Raw genomic sequence first — 20,341 nt, 5'->3', positions numbered from 1 at the left:
TCGCCCTCCTATAGATCAGATCAGCGATGGGCGGGTCAGAACCTTAATGCCCTTCGGGATATGAACAGCCACAACCGCTCCGCCTGTTCCGTTCACTTTGATCCAGCCCAGGCCGGAGATGAACAGATCACTCTGGCTGTTCCGGCCGATGCGGAACTCGTGGCGCTGCCACTGCGGCAGCTTGTCCATGTCTGCGGTTCCCGGCGGAGACAGCAGTTCTCCCCGGTGCTCCTGATAGAGGGAATCCGCACGTTCCAGCTTCGTGCGGTGAATCTTCAGCGTTCCGCTGATGTAGCAGGTGAAGGACTGACGTTCCCCCTTCACGAAATCAAAACGGCCCAGCCCGCCGAAGAACAGCGACTGTCCCTCGTTCAGCTGATATACGGCCGGCTTCAGCGGATTCTCGGGCATCACTGCTCCCAGATCCTTGCGTTCCACCAGTTCACTGTAGCGCCAAGGGTATACAATCCCAGGTGTGTCGATGATATAGTGCCCGTCATCCAGAGGAATCTTCACAGTATCCAGCGTGGTTCCCGGATAACGGGAGGTGGTCAGCTCCTGCTCCAGATCGCTGTAATCGGAGATGAGCCGGTTAATCAGCGTAGACTTGCCGACATTGGTTGCGCCGACCACATACACATCGCGCTGTCCGCGCAGCTCAGACACTGCCTCCAGCAGACGGTCAAAGCCCTGGTTGCGCTTGGCGCTGCAGAGCACAATCTCCGCCGTCCGCAGGCCATGCTCCTTGCAGCGCTGCTGCATCCAGTTGCGCAGCTTGTTCCAGTTCGTCACCTTGGGCAGCAAATCGCTTTTATTGACTGCCAGAATGACCGGATTATTGCCCACAAACCGCTGCAGGCCGGAGATCAGGCTGCCCTCAAAGTCAAAAAGGTCGACAATATGAATGACAAGCGCATTTTTCTCGCCGACGCCGCTCAGCAGATGCAGGAACTCATCCTGATCCACGGATACGGAAGAAGCTTCATTATAGTTCTTAATACGGAAACAGCGCTGGCAGATCACGGGCTCCCGCTCAAATGCCACCCCTGGAATATAGCCCGGAAGGTCCTTATCCGCGGTCTGCAGCTTAATGCCGCAGCCGCTGCATTTCTCAGGGCGCTTCGTTTCATTCATTGAATTCATTCAGGTTTATCCTCCTCGTGCCACAATCCTTGCTTGCGCAGCCGTGTCGTTGCAATCCGCTCCACCCTGCGGTTGATTCTCGTGCCGATCCCTTCATCCTTAACGGAGATAGGCAATACCAATACCGTATACAATCCCAGCCGGTTGCCGCCGTAGACGTCGGTCAGCATCTGATCGCCGACCACAATCGTCTGTTCCGGCGTTAGCCCCATCTGCTTCATTGCTTTCAGGAATGGAGTATTGCTGGGCTTGCGGGCCTGATGCACGAACTCAATATTAAGCGGCGTGGCAAAGCGTGACACCCGGTCCATGTTATTGTTCGACACAATAATGAGCTTGAAGCCAAGCTCCTTCACCTTTGCGAACCATAACAGCAGCTCGGGGGTCGCCAGAGGCGCTTTGGCGCCAACCAGCGTATTATCCAGATCCGTAATGATGCCACGGTAGCCCAGAGCGTACAGCTCCTCAAGAGCAATATCGAATACCGTGTTCACCCGGAGTTTGGGCACTAACCTTTCAAACAATACGTTCACCTCGATTTCTTACGAAAAACTATATCATACTCTTTGCGCTTCGCAAATGAATCTGCAGCGGCCATGGTATGCCCGCTGCATCACTTGCCGGACCTGATGCTTTTGCGCAGCCGCAAAGCTTCAGTATACACGCTGCGCCAGTCTTTGTCTTCAATAACCTCGGGGCTGTATTTTGCCCGTTCGAACATGCGCAGCAGCGCCGTGAGATTGCCGGAAGCCGCAGGGCGCTCATGGCTCCAGCGGTCCACGGATTCGCGGAGTGTTTCATGCTCTTCCTTCAGCATGCCCTTCCTGCGGGCATACCTTACCCAACGCGCGGTTTCCGCTTCAACTTTTTGAACCGCCGACAGCGGCTGGCCGTTGCGCAGCCGCTGCAGGAAGAAGCGAAGGGTGAACCGGCGCTGCCAGAGCAGGAACCCTGCCCACGCCAGGAGCACAGCCGCAGCCGCTGCCACGATCCATATTTTCAGATGAAAGCCCTGCTCCTGCGTTCCCTTATTCACTTCTACCTGTTCCGGCCGGGGTTGGTCTTCTTCAGGTGCGGCGGTCGCTTGCGGCGCGGTATCTTCGCTTTGTGCCAGCAATGGAGCCGCGAACCCCGGAGTCGCCTCGACCGGAATCCAGCCGTAGTCCCCAAAATAAACCTCCGCCCAGGAATGGGCATCCGCGTTGGTAATCGTATAGTTATTATTAAGCACAGCGCCTCCCTGCTGAACGGCAAGGTTGTCCGGAAGCTCGGCCTGCTCGCCTGGCGCATAACCCTTCACCCAGCGGGCCGGGATATCCAGTGAACGGGCCATGGTCACAAGCGCAGTGGAATAATAGTCGCAATAGCCTTCCATAATCTCGAACAGGAAGCTTTCCACAAGGTCTTTGCTTTTGCGCCGTGACAGATCCGGCTGATTGGTGTAGGGAAAGGACTGCTGCAAATATTGCTGCAGAAGCGCTATTTTCTCATAAGGCGTCTTCCCCTGCGCTGTAACCTTTTCCGCCAGCTCTCTGACCCGCTCCGGGAAATTTCCGGGAAGCTGCAGATACTGCTGATCCATATCCAGCCCGCCATAAAGCTGCTCATAGGTCTGCTTGTTCAGTTCCTGTATGGGAATAACAGGCACCTGGGAGGTCAGCACATATTCTCTCGGATACGCTCTGCTGTTCTCCACAGATTCCCACAGCAGCTCGCTGCCCTCGCTTCTCCAGAGCAGACTGCTGCTGGAATCCGCGCCATTCACCGAATTAACCTTGGAAATGGACAGCCCCCCGAACAGCACCGGATAAGAATTCCCCCAGTATCTTTACGGTCTGCTTCAGCTCCCTTGTCTGGACCTTGGATCCCCTATCCTGCTCCAGCGGCTGCCCGACCACGCCCCCTTTCAGGTCTCCTCTGGTGAACGGGTTGTCGTCGCTCCAGCCCGAGCCTGAATAGACGCTGCGGGTCTCTCCGCGCATATACGTGCGCAGATCCGCGGTTACAGTCATCACTGGCGAATAATCGAAATTGAAGCCACCGCCCAGATTATTGTCATCCGTACTGTACCCGGAGGTTGTACTGCCTGCAGAGGCTGTACCGTTTCCGTTATCGGACGACCCGGCGGTTTTGGAACCCGGACTGGTTCCGTTGCCGTTCCATTCCTGCCATGCGGTATAAGGGTCCGTCAGCGTCGGACGCACTTCAGGCATATTTACACCGGTAATAATCACTAAAGAGAAGATAATGGCTACATTAACCGCGATTTTAAAAGGATATTTCAGCAGCTGGGTCCAGCCGCGCGGATAATGCAGCTGAAAGCTTCTTAAATGCTGGGTAACCAGCCAGCCCATGCCGGCAAATACGGTCCAGGCTACCTCTTGCCATAGAATAGAAGAAGTAAAAGAGTCCAGCGCAGCAAACGCCGAGATGTTCATTCCAGTAAACATCAGGATCCGCGGCTTCGAGGATACCCACCAGGAGGACAGCAGAAGCAGAACAAGCGCCCCCAGCGCGAACCAGATGTACGGCGTCATTTGCAACATGATATCGGGCAGCCTCTCACGAAGCCCCGGCAGCCAGGGATCGGGAACATAGGTTCCGTAATGCAGGATCATGCGGTAGGTAAGGTATACCCCTGCAACAGCTTCAAGCAGCAGCCGGTAGATCATTTTGACAGGTATAAGAATTTCAATAACTGCCGCAAAAGTCAGGGTAAGCAGTACCGCGGCGGTTGTTACTTCCAGCCAGTAAGGCTCTGTGTAGGAAACCCACTGCCGGGCAATGACCATCAGCCACAATAGGCTGAAGGAGTGATGCCATGACGATTTGATTCCATTCCACCAGCGTATCATATGGCTCTGTCACCTCCGAGCACCGCGGGGAGCTCCTGCAGCGAACTCACACTGTAGCCTGTTATGCCGCGAGATGCCAGCACATCCATCCACTCCTGATTGCGGTTCTTGGCCGCCGGGTTCCGCACATGAATCTGCGAAGGCGTCATCCCCCGGCTCTCTGCCCAGCGCATCACATCCAATACAGACTGTCCCGACTGCGGGCTGATCAGCACAAAATAGGAGCCTTTGGGGAACAAGCGGTACGCCTTTTCCAGCCGTGTGATCAGCGGTCCCCGGCCTTCAGCATTGATATCGATTAAATATTGGATCATTTTCTGGCGTTCCGCACTGCCCTCCGCTGGACTGAACACCTTCGTATTCTTATCCAGGCAGCACATGCCGATGCCGATCCGCTCCCGGATGCCATAGCCCAGCAGCGAGGAAGTGACCGAAACGGCAAGCTCGAACTGATTGCTGCTGCCATAGGCCGAAGCGCTGCCGTCCAGGACCAGCACGGTTTTGGGAATGGATTCATGCTCGAATTCCTTCGACTTCCAGTCGCCGGTCTTGGCCGTCGCGTTCCAGTGAATGCGGGTCAGCCGGTCACCGTAGACGTAATCACGGACGCCGTTGATCTGCGTCGTCTCGCGCCGCGAGGGAACCAGGGAAGCCTGGGCCCGGCCAGCCGGGCTCTCCGCTCATAGAGCTGCCAGCGCGGAACGAATACGGAGCGCGGCAGAACGCGGAACTGGCCTTCGGCGTGAAACGTTCCTTTGTGCTCTACAAGACCGAAGATATCCTCCGCGAGGATATCCGTACTTTCAAAAGTATAATGACCCCGTTCCAGCGCCGGAGTCTGAAAATGCAGTTCCCCCTTGCCCTTCAGGCTCGGGATAAGACTCTCCTCGAACACCCAGGATTCCCCGTTGTGGCGCTTCAGTATTTCTCTTACCACTACATACGGCAAGGGCAAAAACCCCGGAATGGTAATGTTCAGCTTCACCCGCAGCAATCCGCCGGCATATAATAAATCAGGCTTGTCCTGCTCGGAATACAGGCTGCGCGTGCCTCTGGCCCGGCGGACGCCGCCCAGGCCCCCGATGATTAAATACAGCAGCAGCACTGTGACCATAATAAACAGCATGAAGGAAGTTTTGCCGCCCTGAAAAAGTACATAGAGCAGCGTGATGCCCCAAATGGCAAGAACCCCGGCCAGTTTGCCGGGCTGGATAACCGCCGCAGCCCCGGATAGATAGCTCTTCATCTCACTGCCTCATCGTGACAGGCACGTGAATGCTCTGCAGCAGCTTCTGCAGCAGGGTGTCCACATTGACGTTGTCCAGACGCGACTCCGGACGCAGCAGAATACGGTGCCCCAGGGCATAAGGGGTCAGAATCTTTACATCATCAGGCAGCACATAATCGCGTTCCTGCAGAAACGCATAAGCCTTGCAGGCCATCATGAACGAGAGCGAGGCCCGTGGACTTGCCCCGAGCAGCACCAGCGGGTGCTCCCGGGTCTGCCGGACCACATCCAGCAGATAATTCAGGACAGGATCGCTGATATAGACGGAACGGATTTCCTCCTGAATGGCGGCAATCTGGTCCATGCCGGTAACGGGGGTCAGCCTGTCCACCGGCTGGCCCTCCTGATGGCTCATCAGCAGATTCTTCTCGGTGTCTGCATCCGGATAACCCAGGCTGATCCGCAGCATAAAGCGGTCAAGCTGGGCTTCCGGCAGCGTATAGGTGCCCTCGAAGTCAATCGGATTCTGCGTCGCGCAGAGCATGAACGGATGCGGAAGCGGATACGTCTCTCCATCCACAGTTACATTCCGTTCCTCCATCACTTCAAGCAGTGCAGACTGTGTTTTGGTGGTGGCGCGGTTGATCTCATCGGCAAGAAGAATATTGGTCATGACCGGGCCCGGACGGAAATGGAACATTTCATCGCGCGGATGATAGACGGACACCCCGGTGATATCACTTGGCAGAATATCCGGATTGCACTGGATCCGGCGGTATTCACCGGACATGGATCTTGACAGCGCCCGTATAAGCTGGGTTTTGCCCGTTCCCGGCACATCTTCGATCAGAACATGTCCGCCGGCAAGCAGAGCAGTCAGCAGCAGCTCTATTTCAAATGATTTACCAAGGATGCAGGATTCCAGATTATTGCGTACAGCGTTCATAATTTGCATGGATTCTTGACGTACGGGCATATGGGGTAATCCTCCTAAGTCAGAATAAGCAGTAATATTTACATTTTACATGATTAGGGGCCCCAAAGTACATTATTGGAGATTACGATCTTTAAGATACGCAGGCAGGCCGTCCCCAAAAATCAATAACTCCCATAGAGGAAAATTATACTTTTAATAGAAAGTATTATGAGTCCCGGTTTTGGCATAATGTTTGCGGAAAGAAGTGAAGTTATGGATACATTTTATTCGCTGTGTCTTCAAGGGGATATTCCCCAGGCTATGGATTACCTGAAATCCTTCCAGCCCAAGACCGAAGAAGTCACAGCAATCGAGCAGCGGTTTACAGAACGGTTTTATTTAAAAGACTATGAAGAGCAGATTGAATGCCCGGATAGCTGGATCAAGAGTGTCATTCTAGCTTACCATGCTTATTTCCGTACAGTGTTGACACGCTCCGAAGAAGTATCTGCCGCCGAGGAATATCTCAAGAATGCTTTGGCTGCATTAGTACAGCTGGAGAACACGCCGGACCTCGATGCAATTGAGCAGAAGCTGACCCTTATCTTCGCAGAAAAAGGCTATTATTTCTTAGGAGGTGTCACGCCTCCCTATAGAGGCCCCTATATCTGGCGCACGATGGAGAGCGCGGATTTTGAGGTTGAGCTTCCGTCCGGGCAGCAGCACGTTACGGTCTATATGATGTCGGACTTTCTGCTGGAGGGCTGGATAAGCTTCGCTACATGTGAGCATAAATGGGTCGGTGGATGGGCCGACGTGGAGGGGCTGTATTGCAATTTCAAGCGCTATGGCGATCTGCAGTCGGAAGAATTTCAAATTTCCTTTTTGAAACACGAAGCGCAGCATCAGTATGACTACAGCCAGTTTCCTGACATGAAATCCACAGAGCTGGAATATCGGGCCAAATTAGTCGAGCTATTCTATTCCAAGGATCATTTGATTCTAAAAAAATTTTTGCTGCAGGCCAAAAACGATCCGGATTTCCCTCATCCTTATGCGTCTTATCTAATGATCAGCAACCTGTCGGCCCTGCTTTTTAACAAAGACTATGAACCGGAACCCCGGCTCTGGCTCGATAAAGATTATAAAGATATCAGCGCTTCGGCATTGAAGCTTCTCGGGAGCCGCCTGCCTTTGTAGCCGGACGGGGTAAACTGACCAGCGGCGGGGCTAACCCGCAAACCGCGCGGCAACAACGGTATTTCTGCCGTTGTTTCGGGACTAACCCGCCAGCGGCGCGGTAATAACGGCATTTCTGCCGTTGTTTCGGGACTAACCCGCCAGCGGCGCGGCAATAACGGCATTTCTGCCGTTATTTTGGGGCAAACCCGCTAACGGTTCGGCAACAACGGTATTTCTGCCGTTGTTTCGGGGCTAACCCGACGATGCGGACAGGAAATCCGTTATTTAAGCGGATCAGGCGTTTCCACAGGACAACCGGACTGAGTGATTCCGCTATTTGTCTCATTTCCCCTTATTCCAGGTCCAAACGGACGATATAACGCCTCCTGAGTCCCAATCAACAGGAAAAACAGATCTTTTTTGCAAAACAGCGTCTCTCAGTCTGCTTCATGCGGCAAACGGGATTCAACCGAGCGGTATGCGGGGTTGAGAAACCGGCGCTCTCCTCATAGCCGTATGCAGCAAAAACACCTTAAAAACAAAAGAAGCCGGACGGGTCCCCCCAGCCAGCCTCTTATATCCTCTATTCTTTCTTAGTATCTGCTTTTTCGCCCGAAACCAGTTCATTGAGTCCCACAATCAGGCTCTCCAGCTGTTTGAAGCTCTCCACCATGTGATGGGTAATGTTGCGCTGCTCCTCCACTCCTGCCAGAATTTCTTCCGTTGCGGCGCTGGACTGCTCGGTAACACTGGAAAACTCCGTAATTTCTCCGACCACCTTTTCGGAAAAATGCTTCATGCCCGCTGAGCTTTGCTCCACATCCCCGGCCTGTGCCAGCACCTTGTTGGCGTTAGTCTGGATGGACTGGAATACCTTCTCTGTGTTCTGTGCGGATTCACTGCCCATATGCAGAATCTCAAGGCTCTGTTCGAACTGTGCAATCAGACCTTCCGTCTGCTGCCGGAGGCTGGCGAGTACCTCGCTGATGGAATCCGCTGTCTGTCCGGAACTTTCGGCAAGCTTGCGCACCTCCCCGGCCACTACGGCAAACCCCCGTCCATGCTCCCCGGCCCGTGCCGCTTCTATAGAAGCATTCAATGCCAGCAGATTGGTCTGCCGGGAAATTTGCATAATTCCGTCGAGCATCGTGTGCATGTCCAGACTCCGCTCGGAGAATTCCTGCATCTGCCCGGAGGTGTTATTCATGACTTCCCGCAGTTCAGCGAATTGACCCGTAAGCAGGGAAATATTGCTGCTGCCCTGCTCGCTGACCTCTGCCGTATCTGAGGACAACTGCTTCATCTCCTGGGAGTAGCCGGCCACATCGCGGATGTGCTGATCCGACACGGAAATGGACTCGGTGATGTCCGCGATGCTGCTCGCCTGATATTCAATGCCTTTGGATACTTCCTGAAATCCGATAACCACTTCATTGGTGATGGCATCGACCATCTCCACTTCCTCTTTGAAATTCCCGGTAAAAGCATACAATCCGTCTACCGCCGTTTTTACACGTTCCATCAAATATTCCACCTGCAGGCCCGAAGCTTCGACCTCTTGCCGGTGCAGCTCACTGCGAAGGAACAGCTTGCGGTTCACAATGGATACGCCGAGCATGACGGCGCTGATCAGCACAAACATGCCAAATCCGCCCAAGTAGGCCAGGAAATCCGGATTGGCACCACCCGCTGAATGTCCCGTAACGGTCTGAATGAAAATATTAACAGCATTCGCGCCCGCCGCAATCGCAAAATAATGATAATTCGGGTAAAACAGCAGCATCGAGCAAAACAGCAGCGCCACCGGAATGTTAACCTCACCCTGATTCAAATAAACGGATAATACTCCAAGAATAACGGTAAACACCCAAGGAATGATGAGGGTTCCTTTTTTTCTGAGATGAAGCACGGTTAAAACGGCACTCAAGGGAACAACAAACGCATTTGTTATCCACAAGTCTGACGATTGGAAGGCTACAATCACGCCTAACAGGGCCACAACCCAAAAAGCGCAGATGATAATCTTGTTTCTCATCCAAATAATTTCGGTTAATCTATGATTCTGCAACGCTCGCACTTCCCCCATCTTATTATGATGCTTTTCTTACTTTGTTTATCGTCATTATTCGACATGTTTTTAACTGTAATGTTGATCATTTTACATGCCTTTTAACGTAGTAAGAGAAATATGGATTATAATGTAGCCCAACCCTAATCCTAACTATTCTTTTGGAAAAAAATTTGAGGTTTTCAATAGGCAAAACTAGCGTCATTTGGCCTCTTCGGGATCGCCGCAGCTGTGCGGACAGGAGAGCCTTTATTCTGCCGATTCAGGCGGTTCAGCAGGTTATGCGGACTGAGATGCCGCTATTTGTCCGATCCCCCTCATTTCAGCCTCGAATAAACAAAATAACGGCTCATGAGTCCGTATCCGTCAGGTAAGCAAACTTTTTGGCAAAATAAAGTCTCCTCTGTCCGCTAATTCCTCCGATGGAGCTTATTCAGCCTGCACCTCCCTATTCATCTGAAGCTTCATAGATATCCACTTTGCTTAGCATTGTATAATTTCCTAAGCGACATAAAAAGCCGCCAATTGGCGGCCTTTAAGATAAAAAAATTTGCTAGCCCTTCGGGCGCACAACGAGTGCGGCCAGGAAAGAGAATACAATGGCGGACGATATCCCTGCACTGGTTACATCAAATATGCCGGTAACGACTCCAATCCAGCCATCCCGTTCCAGCTCGGTTAACGCCCCGTGCACCAGGGAATTCCCGAAGCTGGTAATCGGCACACTCGCCCCGGCACCGGCAAATTTTACGAGCGGATCGTATATGCCAAAGGCATCAGCGGCAGCTCCGGCCACCACAAGCGTACTCATGGTATGGGCGGGTGTCAGCCCAAGCACATCCATCAACAGCTGGCCGATGACACAGATGGCACCCCCAACCAGGAAGGCCCATAAATAGATCATGCTTCATCACCCCCCATCTCCAGGGCTACGGCATGGGCTACACACGGAATCGTCTCTCCCTGCTGGTAAGACAGCGGCGAGAGCAGTGCGCCGGTGGCTACAACCAGCACCCGCTTCAGCTCTCCTTTTTTCATCCGCTTGAGGATATGCCCGTAGGTTACCGTTGCAGAGCAGCCACAGCCGCTGCCCCCGGCGATTACATATTTCTGCTTGTCCAGATCATAGATCAGCAGGCCGCAGTCATTGAATTCCGTCTGTTCCATGGGGATGCCTTCCTTGGCCAGCAAATCCTTGGCAATCGGCAGCCCTACGCTGGCAAGGTCTCCGGTAACAATCAGATCATAATACCCGGGCGAAAGGGCAGTGTCGCGGAAATGCGCGGTAATCGTATCGGCAGCGGCCGGAGCCATAGCAGCCCCCATATTAAAAGGGTCCTTGAGGCCCAGGTCCATTATGCGGCCCATCGTTGCCATAACGACATGCGGCCCTGCTGACGTGCCGTCATCCCGGCCGATAACCGCACAGCCTGAGCCTGTAACGGTGTATTGGGCGGTTGGAGGCTTTTGCGAGCCGTATTCCGTGGGATAGCGGAACTGCTTCTCGACCGTACAGTTATGGCTGGACGTTCCCGCCAGTGCATATTTGCCGCCGCCGGAATCCACGATCATTGAGGCAATGGCTAAACTCTCCATAGAAGTGGAACAGGCTCCGAATACTCCCAGGTAAGGCACACCCAGCTGTCTCGCCGCAAAGGAACTGCTGATAATCTGATTCATCAGATCGCCCCCGACGAAAAATTCCAGTTGTTCCTGCTCCAGCGAAGCATTGATGAGTGCCAGCTTGGAGGCTTTTTCGAAAAGGGCGCGCTCGGCTTTCTCCCATGTTTTCTCGCCCATTTTCAGCGAATCATAAATAAAATCAAAATCTGAAGTCAGAGGCCCCTCCCCTTCCTCTGGGCCAACAACTGCAGAGGAGCCGAGAATAACCGGACGGGTTGTATACTGCCACGTCTGGCTCCCAAGCTGCTTCATAGGTGTCCACCTCCAAAGCCCAAAATGGCATAGATTACGCCTACGACAAATGCGGCGACTACCCCGAACACAATAACAGATCCTGCCAGCTTGAACATGTTGGCTCCTACCCCTAGCACAAGTCCTTCCGCCCGGTGCTCAAGCGCTGCGGAGCACATGCTGTTGGCGAACCCCGTGACAGGAACTGCCGTGCCTGCACCGCACCATTGCGCAAGCTTGTCATATACGCCAAAGCTTGTTAGAATCACGGAGATTAAGATCAGTATGGCAACAGTCGGGCTGGCAGCTTCCTTTGAAGTCATATCAAAGCCTGCCATAAATGCCTCCTGAATGCCTTGTCCAATCAGACAGATCAAACCGCCCGAGAGGAAAGCGCGGATACAGTTTTTGAACACCGGACGGGACGGAACGTAAGGCTTGGACAATTTTTCATAATCGTTCGGGGTCAGAGTGTCAAGCTTCAGCTTAACCCCTGATTTTCTGGTTTTTGCCGGCAAATCGGGACACCTCCGTAAAAAGGATGCGAAAGAGAGTCCTGCGCCCGTAAGACTCAGGCCTCTCCCTTCGTTTAGAAGTTTTTCCTTATTGTTCGCCATTTGCCGTTCCGTTATGTCCCGCCAGTTTCAGGTAAAATACAGCAGCACAATGACCAGCACGATGAACAGAATCAAGACAAGCACAGCTTGGCGCTCAGCAATATAACGCGGGCTGTATCTCCGGCGTATTCTGCGGGCGCCCTGCCTGCCGGATACACTGTGGGGCCATGCCCGGGGAACGCTTCCTGCCACCCTCATCCGCTTCGCTTCCTTTCCCGGCCCCTGCCTGCAGAGCCATTATTGCATAGTATTCGCAGCAGTAGTGCCGGGTGTTCATTTTGCCCTCCAGTCATGGACAATTCGAGCTGCAATGTTCATACTAGATGACAGTAAAGGAGCGATATGCACAATGAATCCAGAAACACTTGATCTGTTCAAAACACTGACTGAATTCCCCGCAGCCCCCGGCTTTGAACGCGAATTGCGCGCCTATGTCAAGGATGCACTGGCACCCTATACCGGCGAGTTCGTACAGGACCGGCTTGGCAGCCTGTTCGGCGTGCTGCGCGGGGAAGAGAACGGGCCCAAAATCATGGTTGCCGGGCATTTCGACGAAGTGGGCTTTATGGTTACAGGCATTACCGATAAGGGGATGATCCGTTTCCAGCCGCTGGGCGGCTGGCTGGCCTCGGCGGTCGCCTCACAGCGGCTGCAGATTATCACCCCAAAGGCACACTCACCGGCGTTGTCGGCAGCACTCCGATCCACCTGCAGAGCGAGGAAGAACGGAAGCAGCCAGGCGACATCCGTAAAATGTACATCGATATCGGTGCAGACAGCCGTGAAGAGGCGCAAAGCTTCGGAGTAGCTCCAGGGCAGCAGATCGTCCCGGTCTGCCCGTTCACTCCGCTGGCTAATCCCAAGAAAATTATGGCCAAGGCCTGGGACAACCGTTATGGCGTAGGTCTGGCGATTGAGCTGGTTCAGGCGCTGCACAGCAAGAAATTGCCGAACACAGTCTTCGCCGGGGCAACCGTACAGGAAGAAGCAGGACTGCGCGGTGCGCGTACCGCAGCCAATCTGCTGCAGCCGGATATTTACTTCGCCCTCGATGCCAGCGCCGCCGCTGATATGACCGGCGACCGCCAGGCTTTTGGCCAGCTGGGCCAGGGTGCGCTGCTGCGCATCTACGATCCGACGATGATTACACACCGGGGATTAATCGAGTATGTACAGGATATGGCGGATACCCATAAGATCAAATACCAGTATTTTGTCTCGCAGGGAGGCACAGATGCCGGTCAGGTGCATGTCAGCGGAATCGGCGTGCCGTCTGCTGTCATCGGTATCTGTTCACGCTATATCCATACCGCTTCCTCCATCATTCACAGCGATGATTACGCGGCTGCCAAAGAGCTGCTGATCAAGCTGGTGGAAGGGCTGGACCGCACAACACTGCACACCATACTTGAGAACAGCTAGACTGGAGAATCTGCAGCTTAATAGGGAACCGGCTGAACCGGAAAGTCTGCAGCCTAATAGAGTGCTGAACCGGCTCTCCCACTCGCCTGAAAGGGACAGTGTTCATTAATTGCACAACGGGCTGACCAGGAATAGCTTTCCCGGCCAGCCCGTTTTTTATGGATAAAGATCAATCAGTTTCGCGAACGCACCTCAGCCCGATCGGTGAAAGCCGGTTCAGGGTGAGGATGAAATGAACATGGCGGGCCTGCTTGCTTACTGAAGCCATCTGGCAAAAGCGGCGGCATAGTCGATCAGGCTGATAATTATGATGTAGAACAGAGTAAGAAAAGCCAGGCAGCGAGACCGGCAGTTTTCCACCTTAACTGCATTTCCTACAACTAAAAACTCATAATTAAGCGCTGAAGCAGATTTAACTGCAGTCAGTGCAGTTATTTACTCCACATTCAATCGATAAGGAAGCATCTGCGATTTTTAATTGCATCAAATACATTTAAAGTTAAAATCAGTTGGTTATTTGCTCTTTTAATTGTAGGAAGTACAGTTAGCCCGTTTGAGTCAGGACAGATTGCTTAGACAGATCGCTTAATTGGTTAGGCCAATCTTAAATCCGCTCAATTTACCTTCAACTGTAACATTAATCGTATAATTACAATTTAGAATTTTATTGTTAGAGTATTACCTCAAACCGCAATAATAAAAAGGTTCTGCGCTTCAGCCGATGCGAGCTGATTAAAGCGCAGAACCCTGTCTCAAAATAAACCACTTTATATGTTTTCACCTTTAAAGTGCCCATTTACTTCCCGCGAAACGGTACATGTAAGGCTATTTGGAGCATCGCCGCTAACGGAGGCATACTCCCTTCAAAAGGACGGCGCAGCCGTGGCTGCTTGCCTGCCCTTTATTTCAATTTACCATACTCCGACATTACGGACTGGTGCACCGCATGGTCTGCAGCAATACCTGTGTATTTTGTTACAGCGGCTTCGGCGCCTAACTCTGCAATCGCAGCCTGAAGCTCAAGAGCTTCAGGATCATCCTGCACATCAAACAGCAAGGCTCCCGCCATGGAACGGGTCAGGGCCGCATAGCCCAGTCCTCTGTCATACGCTTGCAATGCCGGAGAGACCAGGCGGTCATTCGGGGACAGCTTGCGCAGCGGCGAGCGGCCGACACGGGACACTTCATCCGTCAGCGCCGGGTTGCGGAAGCGTTCCAGGATTTTGTCGATATACTTGCTGTGCTGCGCCTTATTGAAGCCATGCTTCTGAATCAGCACTGCACCGGTTTCCTCCAGCACTTCACGCACCTGTGCAGTCAGGGCTTCATCGGCCATGGCCTGCTGGATCGTCTCATAGCCCCGCAGGTAGCCCAGATAGGCAGCCGAGCAGTGTCCCGTGTTCACCGTGAACAGTTTGCGCTCAATGTATGGCTCAAGATTGTCCACATAATGAACCCCCGCTACAGGCACATATCCGGGAATCATCTGCGAGGAGTCAATAACCCATTCGTAGAATGGCTCCACCACTACCTTCAGGATATCCTCATGCTGCTGCAGCGGCACAATCCGGTCCACAGCCGCATTCGGAAAAGCAACGGAGTCATCCGCTTTGGAGCGGGACTCCCCGTCCAGCTTGGCATACACCAGCTCTTTGAGCTGGGCGCTGCCGCCGATGGCATTTTCGCAGGCAATGACATGCAGCGGAGCGGAGGAGACTGCCACCCGTCTGCGGATGCCTTCCGCAACCACACCGGCAATATGCTTAAGGATGGTCACTCCGACAGCCGTTGTGACCAGATCAGCTTCAGCAATGGACGCCGCCACTTCCTCCGCATGGGTCACGCTGCTCAGCGCAGTCACATTTTTGACGATCACGGTTTCCTGGCCTTCGCTGGCCAATGTCACCGGATATTCCTTCCGCTCCTGAAGCTGGGATACAAAAGCCTCATTAACATCTACGAAGCATACCTCATACCCTGCCTGCGACAGCAGCAAGCCGATAAAACCTCTGCCGATATTGCCCGCACCGAAATGGACCGCTTTCATTACTCCAGTCCTCCTTCGAAGATTGCAATGACATCAGCCGGGGTAGGGGCATTCATCACCCGTTCAATCGCATCGTCTTCCGTAAAAATCATCGCCACATTCGTCAGCACTTCCATATGCCCGTCTCCGGCGGCTGCAATGCCAATGACCACAAAAGCCGGCTCATCCCCGCCAAAATCCACACCGTCCGGAAAACGGATTACCGACAGCCCGGTGGATTTGATAAAAGGTCTGGCTTCCTTGGTGCCATGGGGTATCGCCAGCCCTCCGCCCATATAGGTGGACACCACCTCTTCGCGCTCCAGCATCTTGGGCACATATTCCTCTGTTACATGTCCAGCATCGACAAGCAGCTTTCCAGCCATAGTGATCGCTTCGTATTTATCTTTGGCGGCACCGTTCATAATCACTTTATTTTCAGACAGTATACTCATATGGTTCCTCTCACTTTCACATTTTATTTTCAAAAAAATGAAGCAGCTCCGACGATAAATACCGCCTGATCTCGGGCTCTGTCCGTTCCTCCAGCAGTTTGACCAGCTCCGAATTCAGCAGCAGGGCGCTGATCTCGCTGAGCACCTCCAGACTCTCCCTGGACAGCCTGCGCGGAGCCAGCATCAGCAAAATAACGCGGACCTCGGTTCCGCCCTCCAATAGCACCGGCTGACTCAGCCGGTACAGTGTCAAGGAGGACATATGGACATGGCTGCTCCGGGTGTGGAACAGCGCAAGCCCTGTATCCGGAATCACCTGGCTGGCCATCCGCTCCCGCTCCAGCAGGCGCTCCAGCACGATACCGGCGTCACCGACCACACCGCTGCCATTCAAAAGCTCCAGCATTCCGGCCAGCGTACGGGATAAGGACAAGCCGGTATTGTCCAGCGGGTGGAAGCGGAACCGCTCCAGCAGGCTGACCGCCTCATCCAAAATTCCCTTGTAGCTCTTCAGCCGGTCCAGCGCGGCTTCCTCACGGACCGGCTGATCAGACTCGCCGGGTGAAGCCGGTTCCCGGCTCTTCAGCGTGATATTTTGGATATATTTCAGCAGCTTCTCTATTTCTTCCCCTGTAAGCAGGGGGCTGATTTTGATATAGCGTTCCTTGTCGATCGGCAGGTCAATCGTAGAAATAATCAGATCATAATCCGTACCGGGCAGACGCGCGGCCTCATACCAGGAGATGTTGCCGAGCACCTCAATCTGCGGCATTTCCTTGGCCAGCCTTGTGGCGAGCAGCCTGGAGGAGCTGAGGCCGCTGGCACAGACCAGAATTGCCCGGACACTTCGCTTCAGCTGGTTCAGCCTCTCCATGGATGCGCCAAAATGCATGACCAGAAAACCGATCTCTTCGTCCGGAATCGTCAGCTCCAGCTGGATATCCTGGGCAGCCGCGCGGACAATGTTGAATAAATAATCATAATCCTTGCGGATGGGCCCAAGCAGCGGATTACGGATACGCGTGCCTTCCCGGATCCGCTTCAGCGCCGGGTCCATATGCTCCAGCAACCCTTCACGCAGCGAACGGTCCCGCTCAAAAGGCAGCCCCGTGCGCTTCGCCACACTCTCTGTCAGCCTGTATACGATCTCCATCAGCTCCATATCGCCGTAAGCGACGCCGCTTGAGGAGAACGACTCCTGTACCCGGTCGAACAATCCGGCCATGTAGAGAATCTCCGCGCGGGCAAACTCCTGTCCGAGTGCCGCTTCCAGCCGCTTCGCGAACTGCTCCGCTCCGGCAATGCTGCGGTGATCGGATACCCGGGAGAATCCGGCTTCTTCGCCGCTGTTGATCCCCCGGCCGATCTCGATCCGCCGGGTGGTCACAGCCAGACCCAGCAGCATTTCCATGTAGACGATTTCGGGAAGCTCCGCGGTCCACTTCCATTCCATGTCCCACAGTATGCTCTCCACAGTCATCAGGCTTACTTTGCCTACGGTAGTCAGCAAAAGGCGGAAAACCGGGTTGCTCTCGGTCCGCGGCGTATGTCCTACCAGATCGGACAGGTCCAGATACTCAGCGGCCAGCCGGCAGATGGCCCGGCGCTTGTCGGCTTCCTGACCTGTAATCTCAACACCGTACCCCCGCCTTCGGACCAGCTCCAGACCGAATTTGCGGACCCACGGCTCCAGCTCATCCAGGTCATAGCTGATCGTCGCCACCGTTACCTTGAGCGAATGGGCCAGCGTGAACAGCTTCACCGGTTCTTCGGCTTCCAGCAGCGTGCAAAGCTCATAAATTTTGCGGTCCTCCCCGGAGTATTCCGCAGGCTTTTCTTCCCGCAAAAACAGACGCAGCTCCGCAAGAGCGGCCTCAGATCCGCTCAAGGCGATGCCTTTTCCCGATTTCCTGATCAGATCAAGCCCGAAATCCCCCAGCAGCCGCTCAATATCCTCCATCTCCCGGTGAACCGTCCGCACGCTTACCCCGGTCGACTCGGCGATTTCTGCAGCAGTGATCTCTTCCTTCACACCCAAGAGAATCCATAGAATCTGGCGCTGTCTTGCGGTAATTTTTTTCATCATCTGCGAACCCTCGCCTTAACTGGAGATAAACGCTGGCCTTGTCTGAGGGCCAGCGTTTGTCTCCTAATTTAGCTGAATACAGATTGGCCCTGCTTTCCTTACTTCAAACGTTCCACCAGCTCGTCATATTTCGGGCTCTTCAGGAAGTTGTCTATCGAGATATGCTCTGCGTTCGGATTGCTGGCAATCGCCCGGTCCGTCAGTGTTTTCTGGGTGACTACAATGTCAGCATCCACAGGGATTTCACTGACTGCAGCGTTCACAACCGTGATGTTGACGCCTGCATTCTGCAGCTTCTTCCGCAGAACGGAAGCGCCCATTGCACTGGAGCCCATACCTGCGTCACAAGCAAAGACGATCTTGTTGACATCTCCTTTGTTGCGTACGTTGGCTGCTACATTAGGAGTGATTACATTTGCTGTCGTTGCATTTGTGTTGTTAGCCGCAGTACCGGCAGCTTTCATTTCACGCATTTTTGCAGAAGCTTCTTCCAGATCCACGTCATCCTCGTTGTTCTTGCTGCTGGTCTTAAGCAGAAGCGCAGCGAGCAGGAAGGAAACAACGGTTGCTACAATAACACCGGCGAACATCGGTCCATAACCGCCCTTAGGCGTCATGGCAAGGTAAGCGAAGATACTGCCCGGAGATGGCGAAGAAGTGAGTCCCGCTCCAAGAAGCTGGAAGGTAAAGGTACCGCTTACACCGCCGCCGATGACTGCCAGAATCAGACGCGGATTCATCAGGATATACGGGAAGTAAATTTCATGGATACCCCCAGGAAGTGAATGATCACCGCACCAGGTGCGGAGGATTTGGCCGAACCTTTGCCAACCAGCCAGTAAGCAAGCAGGATACCAAGACCTGGACCCGGGTTGGATTCCAGCATGAACAGGATGGATTTCCCGATCCGCGCCGATTCTTCAGCAGCGATGGGACTCAGAATTCCGTGGTTGATCGCATTGTTCAGGAACAATACCTTTGCCGGCTCGATAATGATGTTAACCAGCGGCAGCAGGTTGTGATTGACAAGAAATTCAACACCGTTAGACAAAATATTGGTCAGCCCCTGAACCAGCGGCCCGATCCCTTTGTAGGCTCCCAGCGTCAAAATACCGCCGATAATCCCGAGCGAGAAGTTGTTGACCAGCATTTCAAAGCCTGCCTTGATTTTCCCTTCAACTGCACGGTCGAAGAGTCTCAGCACCCAGCCCGCCAAAGGCCCGGCAATCATGGCTCCAAGGAACATTGGAATGTCTGATCCGACGATAACCCCCATGGTCGCAATCGCCCCGATGACACCGCCGCGCTTCCCGTTGACCATCTGCCCGCCTGTATAACCGATAAGCAGCGGCAGCAGGAACTTGATCATTGGGTCAACCAGCATTGCCAGATCTTTATTGGGTAACCAGCCGGTCGGAATAAATAAAGCCGTAATTAACCCCCAGGCGATAAAAGCGCCGATGTTCGGCATAACCATACCGCTGAGCATGCGGCCGAATTGTTGGACCTTCACCCTTACACCACCGGATGAAGTTTGCGTTGTTGCTGTTGTGGCCATTTAAAATGCCCCCTTATGTTAGTGAATGGGATGCCCCATCTTGAAGCGTTTTGAAAGGTTATCCCTTATGCAGACATCGTAAATCAAAGCGCTTTCTTTGTCAGCAAATTGAAAACACGGTTTCGTCATGAACATTGTTGACAACATTTAAGAGTTCCTGCCAAAGGGCTATTTACCGGCATTTTTTCTCCTCCGAACGGCCTAATGTGCAAAAACGGAAGCCTGCATTTTACCGCAAGGCCTCCGCCATTAGATTCATTATTCAAATGTAAAAACCGTTATTCGCAACCGTATTTTGGTAAAATCTGGCCTCCCTTGTTCTGGCGGGTGTCTTTGTAACCCACATGGATCAGACCAAGCCGCATCGTGTAGCCGTAGGTCCGTTCAAAGTTCTCCATCCTTTTCCGATCCGCCGCGCTCCCTTCACCGGCTCGTCATTATAGGATGCACCATTCTACGTAATAAAAACCGGAATATCTCCATCAATTCATGAATGCGGCTAAGAACGATGTAAAATCCCTGCGGATAGATCGGCCAGCCGATATCCGTGTGCCCATCCCCACATTCACCGTACTGATCTGCATTAGCCCGTCTTCGCTGTCATGCCGGGCAGCAGTCCCGTTATAATAGTTGATGCCCAGCTTATCAAGCGGCCCGCTGATCAGCTGCATATCACCTTCCGCAATCTGCCAGGAGCGGATAGAGCTTAGCGACGCGCTCAACAACGGTACTTTTGCCGTTGTTTCCTCCTCTGCCGGCCCCGACGCGCCCTAGAGTAAAGGGCTGGATTTAAACCAGCCCCTCCTCATCAAACCGTACGTGAGGTTTTCCCTCATACGGCTTTCCGATGTTTGTCATTCATGGGCATGCA

15 protein-coding genes and 3 pseudogenes are annotated in these 20,341 nt (G+C 53.5%); 2 read left to right on the top strand and 16 right to left on the bottom strand.

Features of this window, described 5'->3' with window-relative positions; genetic code table 11:
* Nucleotides 1-15: 15 nt before the first annotated feature.
* The 6 genes and pseudogenes from yqeH to JI735_RS17695 form a co-directional block, all read right to left on the bottom strand.
* Nucleotides 16-1,134 carry a ribosome biogenesis GTPase YqeH gene (yqeH, locus tag JI735_RS17715; protein ID WP_039838009.1) on the bottom strand — a complete coding sequence of 373 codons (1,119 nt, stop codon included), beginning with the start codon at nucleotides 1,132-1,134 and terminating at the stop codon, nucleotides 16-18.
* A 5-nt stretch (nucleotides 1,135-1,139) separates the two neighbouring features.
* Entirely contained in the window at nucleotides 1,140-1,667 is a 528-nt protein-coding gene (locus JI735_RS17710; protein ID WP_020432894.1) for a YqeG family HAD IIIA-type phosphatase, read from the bottom strand.
* 89 nt (nucleotides 1,668-1,756) lie between these two features.
* Complete coding sequence (locus JI735_RS35965; RefSeq protein WP_233475941.1) at nucleotides 1,757-2,947, bottom strand: DUF4129 domain-containing transglutaminase family protein; 1,191 nt, start codon at nucleotides 2,945-2,947, stop codon at nucleotides 1,757-1,759.
* A complete protein-coding gene (locus JI735_RS35960) occupies nucleotides 2,913-3,998 on the bottom strand; it encodes a hypothetical protein (RefSeq protein WP_233475940.1) in 1,086 nt (361 codons plus the stop codon). The genes JI735_RS35965 and JI735_RS35960 overlap by 35 nt, the downstream gene beginning before the upstream one ends.
* Nucleotides 3,995-5,244 (bottom strand): annotated as a pseudogene (locus JI735_RS17700) (DUF58 domain-containing protein). Before JI735_RS17700 ends, JI735_RS35960 begins: the two are co-directional and overlap by 4 nt.
* 1 nt (nucleotide 5,245) lies before the next feature.
* Complete coding sequence (locus tag JI735_RS17695) at nucleotides 5,246-6,202, bottom strand: AAA family ATPase (protein ID WP_020432898.1); 957 nt, start codon at nucleotides 6,200-6,202, stop codon at nucleotides 5,246-5,248.
* 213 nt (nucleotides 6,203-6,415) lie between these two features.
* On the opposite strand from JI735_RS17695, the gene JI735_RS17690 reads away from it, so the two are divergent.
* Entirely contained in the window at nucleotides 6,416-7,342 is a 927-nt protein-coding gene (locus JI735_RS17690; protein ID WP_039838011.1) for a hypothetical protein, read from the top strand.
* A 565-nt stretch (nucleotides 7,343-7,907) separates the two neighbouring features.
* Here the strand turns inward: JI735_RS17690 and JI735_RS17685 are convergent.
* The 5 genes from JI735_RS17685 to JI735_RS17665 form a co-directional block, all read right to left on the bottom strand.
* Nucleotides 7,908-9,359 (bottom strand): methyl-accepting chemotaxis protein, encoded by a 1,452-nt coding sequence (locus tag JI735_RS17685; protein ID WP_039838014.1) that lies wholly within the window; start codon nucleotides 9,357-9,359, stop codon nucleotides 7,908-7,910.
* Nucleotides 9,360-9,945: 586 nt separating this feature from the next.
* Nucleotides 9,946-10,296, bottom strand: coding sequence for a stage V sporulation protein AE (gene spoVAE / locus JI735_RS17680; RefSeq protein ID WP_039838012.1), 351 nt, complete (start codon nucleotides 10,294-10,296; stop codon nucleotides 9,946-9,948).
* Nucleotides 10,293-11,327: a stage V sporulation protein AD gene (gene spoVAD / locus JI735_RS17675; RefSeq protein ID WP_202676246.1), complete on the bottom strand. Its 1,035-nt coding sequence runs from the start codon at nucleotides 11,325-11,327 to the stop codon at nucleotides 10,293-10,295. Before spoVAD ends, spoVAE begins: the two co-directional genes overlap by 4 nt.
* Nucleotides 11,324-11,824 carry a stage V sporulation protein AC gene (gene spoVAC / locus JI735_RS17670; protein WP_039838016.1) on the bottom strand — a complete coding sequence of 167 codons (501 nt, stop codon included), beginning with the start codon at nucleotides 11,822-11,824 and terminating at the stop codon, nucleotides 11,324-11,326. Before spoVAC ends, spoVAD begins: the two co-directional genes overlap by 4 nt.
* 126 nt (nucleotides 11,825-11,950) lie before the next feature.
* Complete coding sequence (locus tag JI735_RS17665) at nucleotides 11,951-12,121, bottom strand: hypothetical protein (RefSeq protein ID WP_157771455.1); 171 nt, start codon at nucleotides 12,119-12,121, stop codon at nucleotides 11,951-11,953.
* 112 nt (nucleotides 12,122-12,233) lie between these two features.
* Here JI735_RS17665 and JI735_RS17660 point away from each other — a divergent pair.
* A pseudogene (locus JI735_RS17660) lies at nucleotides 12,234-13,345 on the top strand (M42 family metallopeptidase).
* 901 nt (nucleotides 13,346-14,246) lie between these two features.
* Here the strand turns inward: JI735_RS17660 and JI735_RS17655 are convergent.
* The 5 genes and pseudogenes from JI735_RS17655 to JI735_RS17635 form a co-directional block, all read right to left on the bottom strand.
* On the bottom strand, nucleotides 14,247-15,392 hold the full coding sequence (locus JI735_RS17655) for a mannitol-1-phosphate 5-dehydrogenase (RefSeq protein WP_039838019.1): 1,146 nt from the start codon (nucleotides 15,390-15,392) through the stop codon (nucleotides 14,247-14,249).
* Nucleotides 15,392-15,826 (bottom strand): PTS mannitol transporter subunit IIA, encoded by a 435-nt coding sequence (locus JI735_RS17650; RefSeq protein ID WP_020432921.1) that lies wholly within the window; start codon nucleotides 15,824-15,826, stop codon nucleotides 15,392-15,394. Before JI735_RS17650 ends, JI735_RS17655 begins: the two co-directional genes overlap by 1 nt.
* A 16-nt stretch (nucleotides 15,827-15,842) precedes the next feature.
* Nucleotides 15,843-17,912, bottom strand: coding sequence for a BglG family transcription antiterminator (locus JI735_RS17645; RefSeq protein ID WP_325175520.1), 2,070 nt, complete (start codon nucleotides 17,910-17,912; stop codon nucleotides 15,843-15,845).
* 98 nt (nucleotides 17,913-18,010) lie between these two features.
* Nucleotides 18,011-19,470: pseudogene (locus JI735_RS17640) on the bottom strand (PTS mannitol transporter subunit IICB).
* Between the two features lie 482 nt (nucleotides 19,471-19,952).
* A complete protein-coding gene (locus JI735_RS17635; RefSeq protein ID WP_202676245.1) occupies nucleotides 19,953-20,192 on the bottom strand; it encodes a hypothetical protein in 240 nt (79 codons plus the stop codon).
* Nucleotides 20,193-20,341: the final 149 nt, after the last annotated feature.

This window comes from Paenibacillus sonchi (genome assembly GCF_016772475.1).
Taxonomy (GTDB): domain Bacteria; phylum Bacillota; class Bacilli; order Paenibacillales; family Paenibacillaceae; genus Paenibacillus_AQ; species Paenibacillus_AQ sonchi.
The sequence above is the reverse complement of the archived record's forward strand: the minus strand, read 5'-3'. Positions and strand labels throughout refer to the sequence as shown.

Excerpts from the sequence above, each read along its gene's own strand:
- yqeH (WP_039838009.1), bottom strand. The coding sequence starts at position 1,134 with ATGAATGAAACGAAGCGCCCTGAGAAATGCAGCGGCTGCGGCATTAAG.
- JI735_RS35960 (WP_233475940.1), bottom strand. The coding sequence starts at position 3,998 with ATGATACGCTGGTGGAATGGAATCAAATCGTCATGGCATCACTCCTTC.
- JI735_RS17695 (WP_020432898.1), bottom strand. The coding sequence starts at position 6,202 with ATGCCCGTACGTCAAGAATCCATGCAAATTATGAACGCTGTACGCAAT.
- JI735_RS17690 (WP_039838011.1), top strand. The coding sequence starts at position 6,416 with ATGGATACATTTTATTCGCTGTGTCTTCAAGGGGATATTCCCCAGGCT.
- JI735_RS17685 (WP_039838014.1), bottom strand. The coding sequence starts at position 9,359 with ATGAGAAACAAGATTATCATCTGCGCTTTTTGGGTTGTGGCCCTGTTA.
- spoVAE (WP_039838012.1), bottom strand. The coding sequence starts at position 10,296 with ATGATCTATTTATGGGCCTTCCTGGTTGGGGGTGCCATCTGTGTCATC.
- spoVAD (WP_202676246.1), bottom strand. The coding sequence starts at position 11,327 with ATGAAGCAGCTTGGGAGCCAGACGTGGCAGTATACAACCCGTCCGGTT.
- JI735_RS17665 (WP_157771455.1), bottom strand. The coding sequence starts at position 12,121 with ATGAGGGTGGCAGGAAGCGTTCCCCGGGCATGGCCCCACAGTGTATCC.
- JI735_RS17655 (WP_039838019.1), bottom strand. The coding sequence starts at position 15,392 with ATGAAAGCGGTCCATTTCGGTGCGGGCAATATCGGCAGAGGTTTTATC.
- JI735_RS17650 (WP_020432921.1), bottom strand. The coding sequence starts at position 15,826 with ATGAGTATACTGTCTGAAAATAAAGTGATTATGAACGGTGCCGCCAAA.
- JI735_RS17645 (WP_325175520.1), bottom strand. The coding sequence starts at position 17,912 with ATGATGAAAAAAATTACCGCAAGACAGCGCCAGATTCTATGGATTCTC.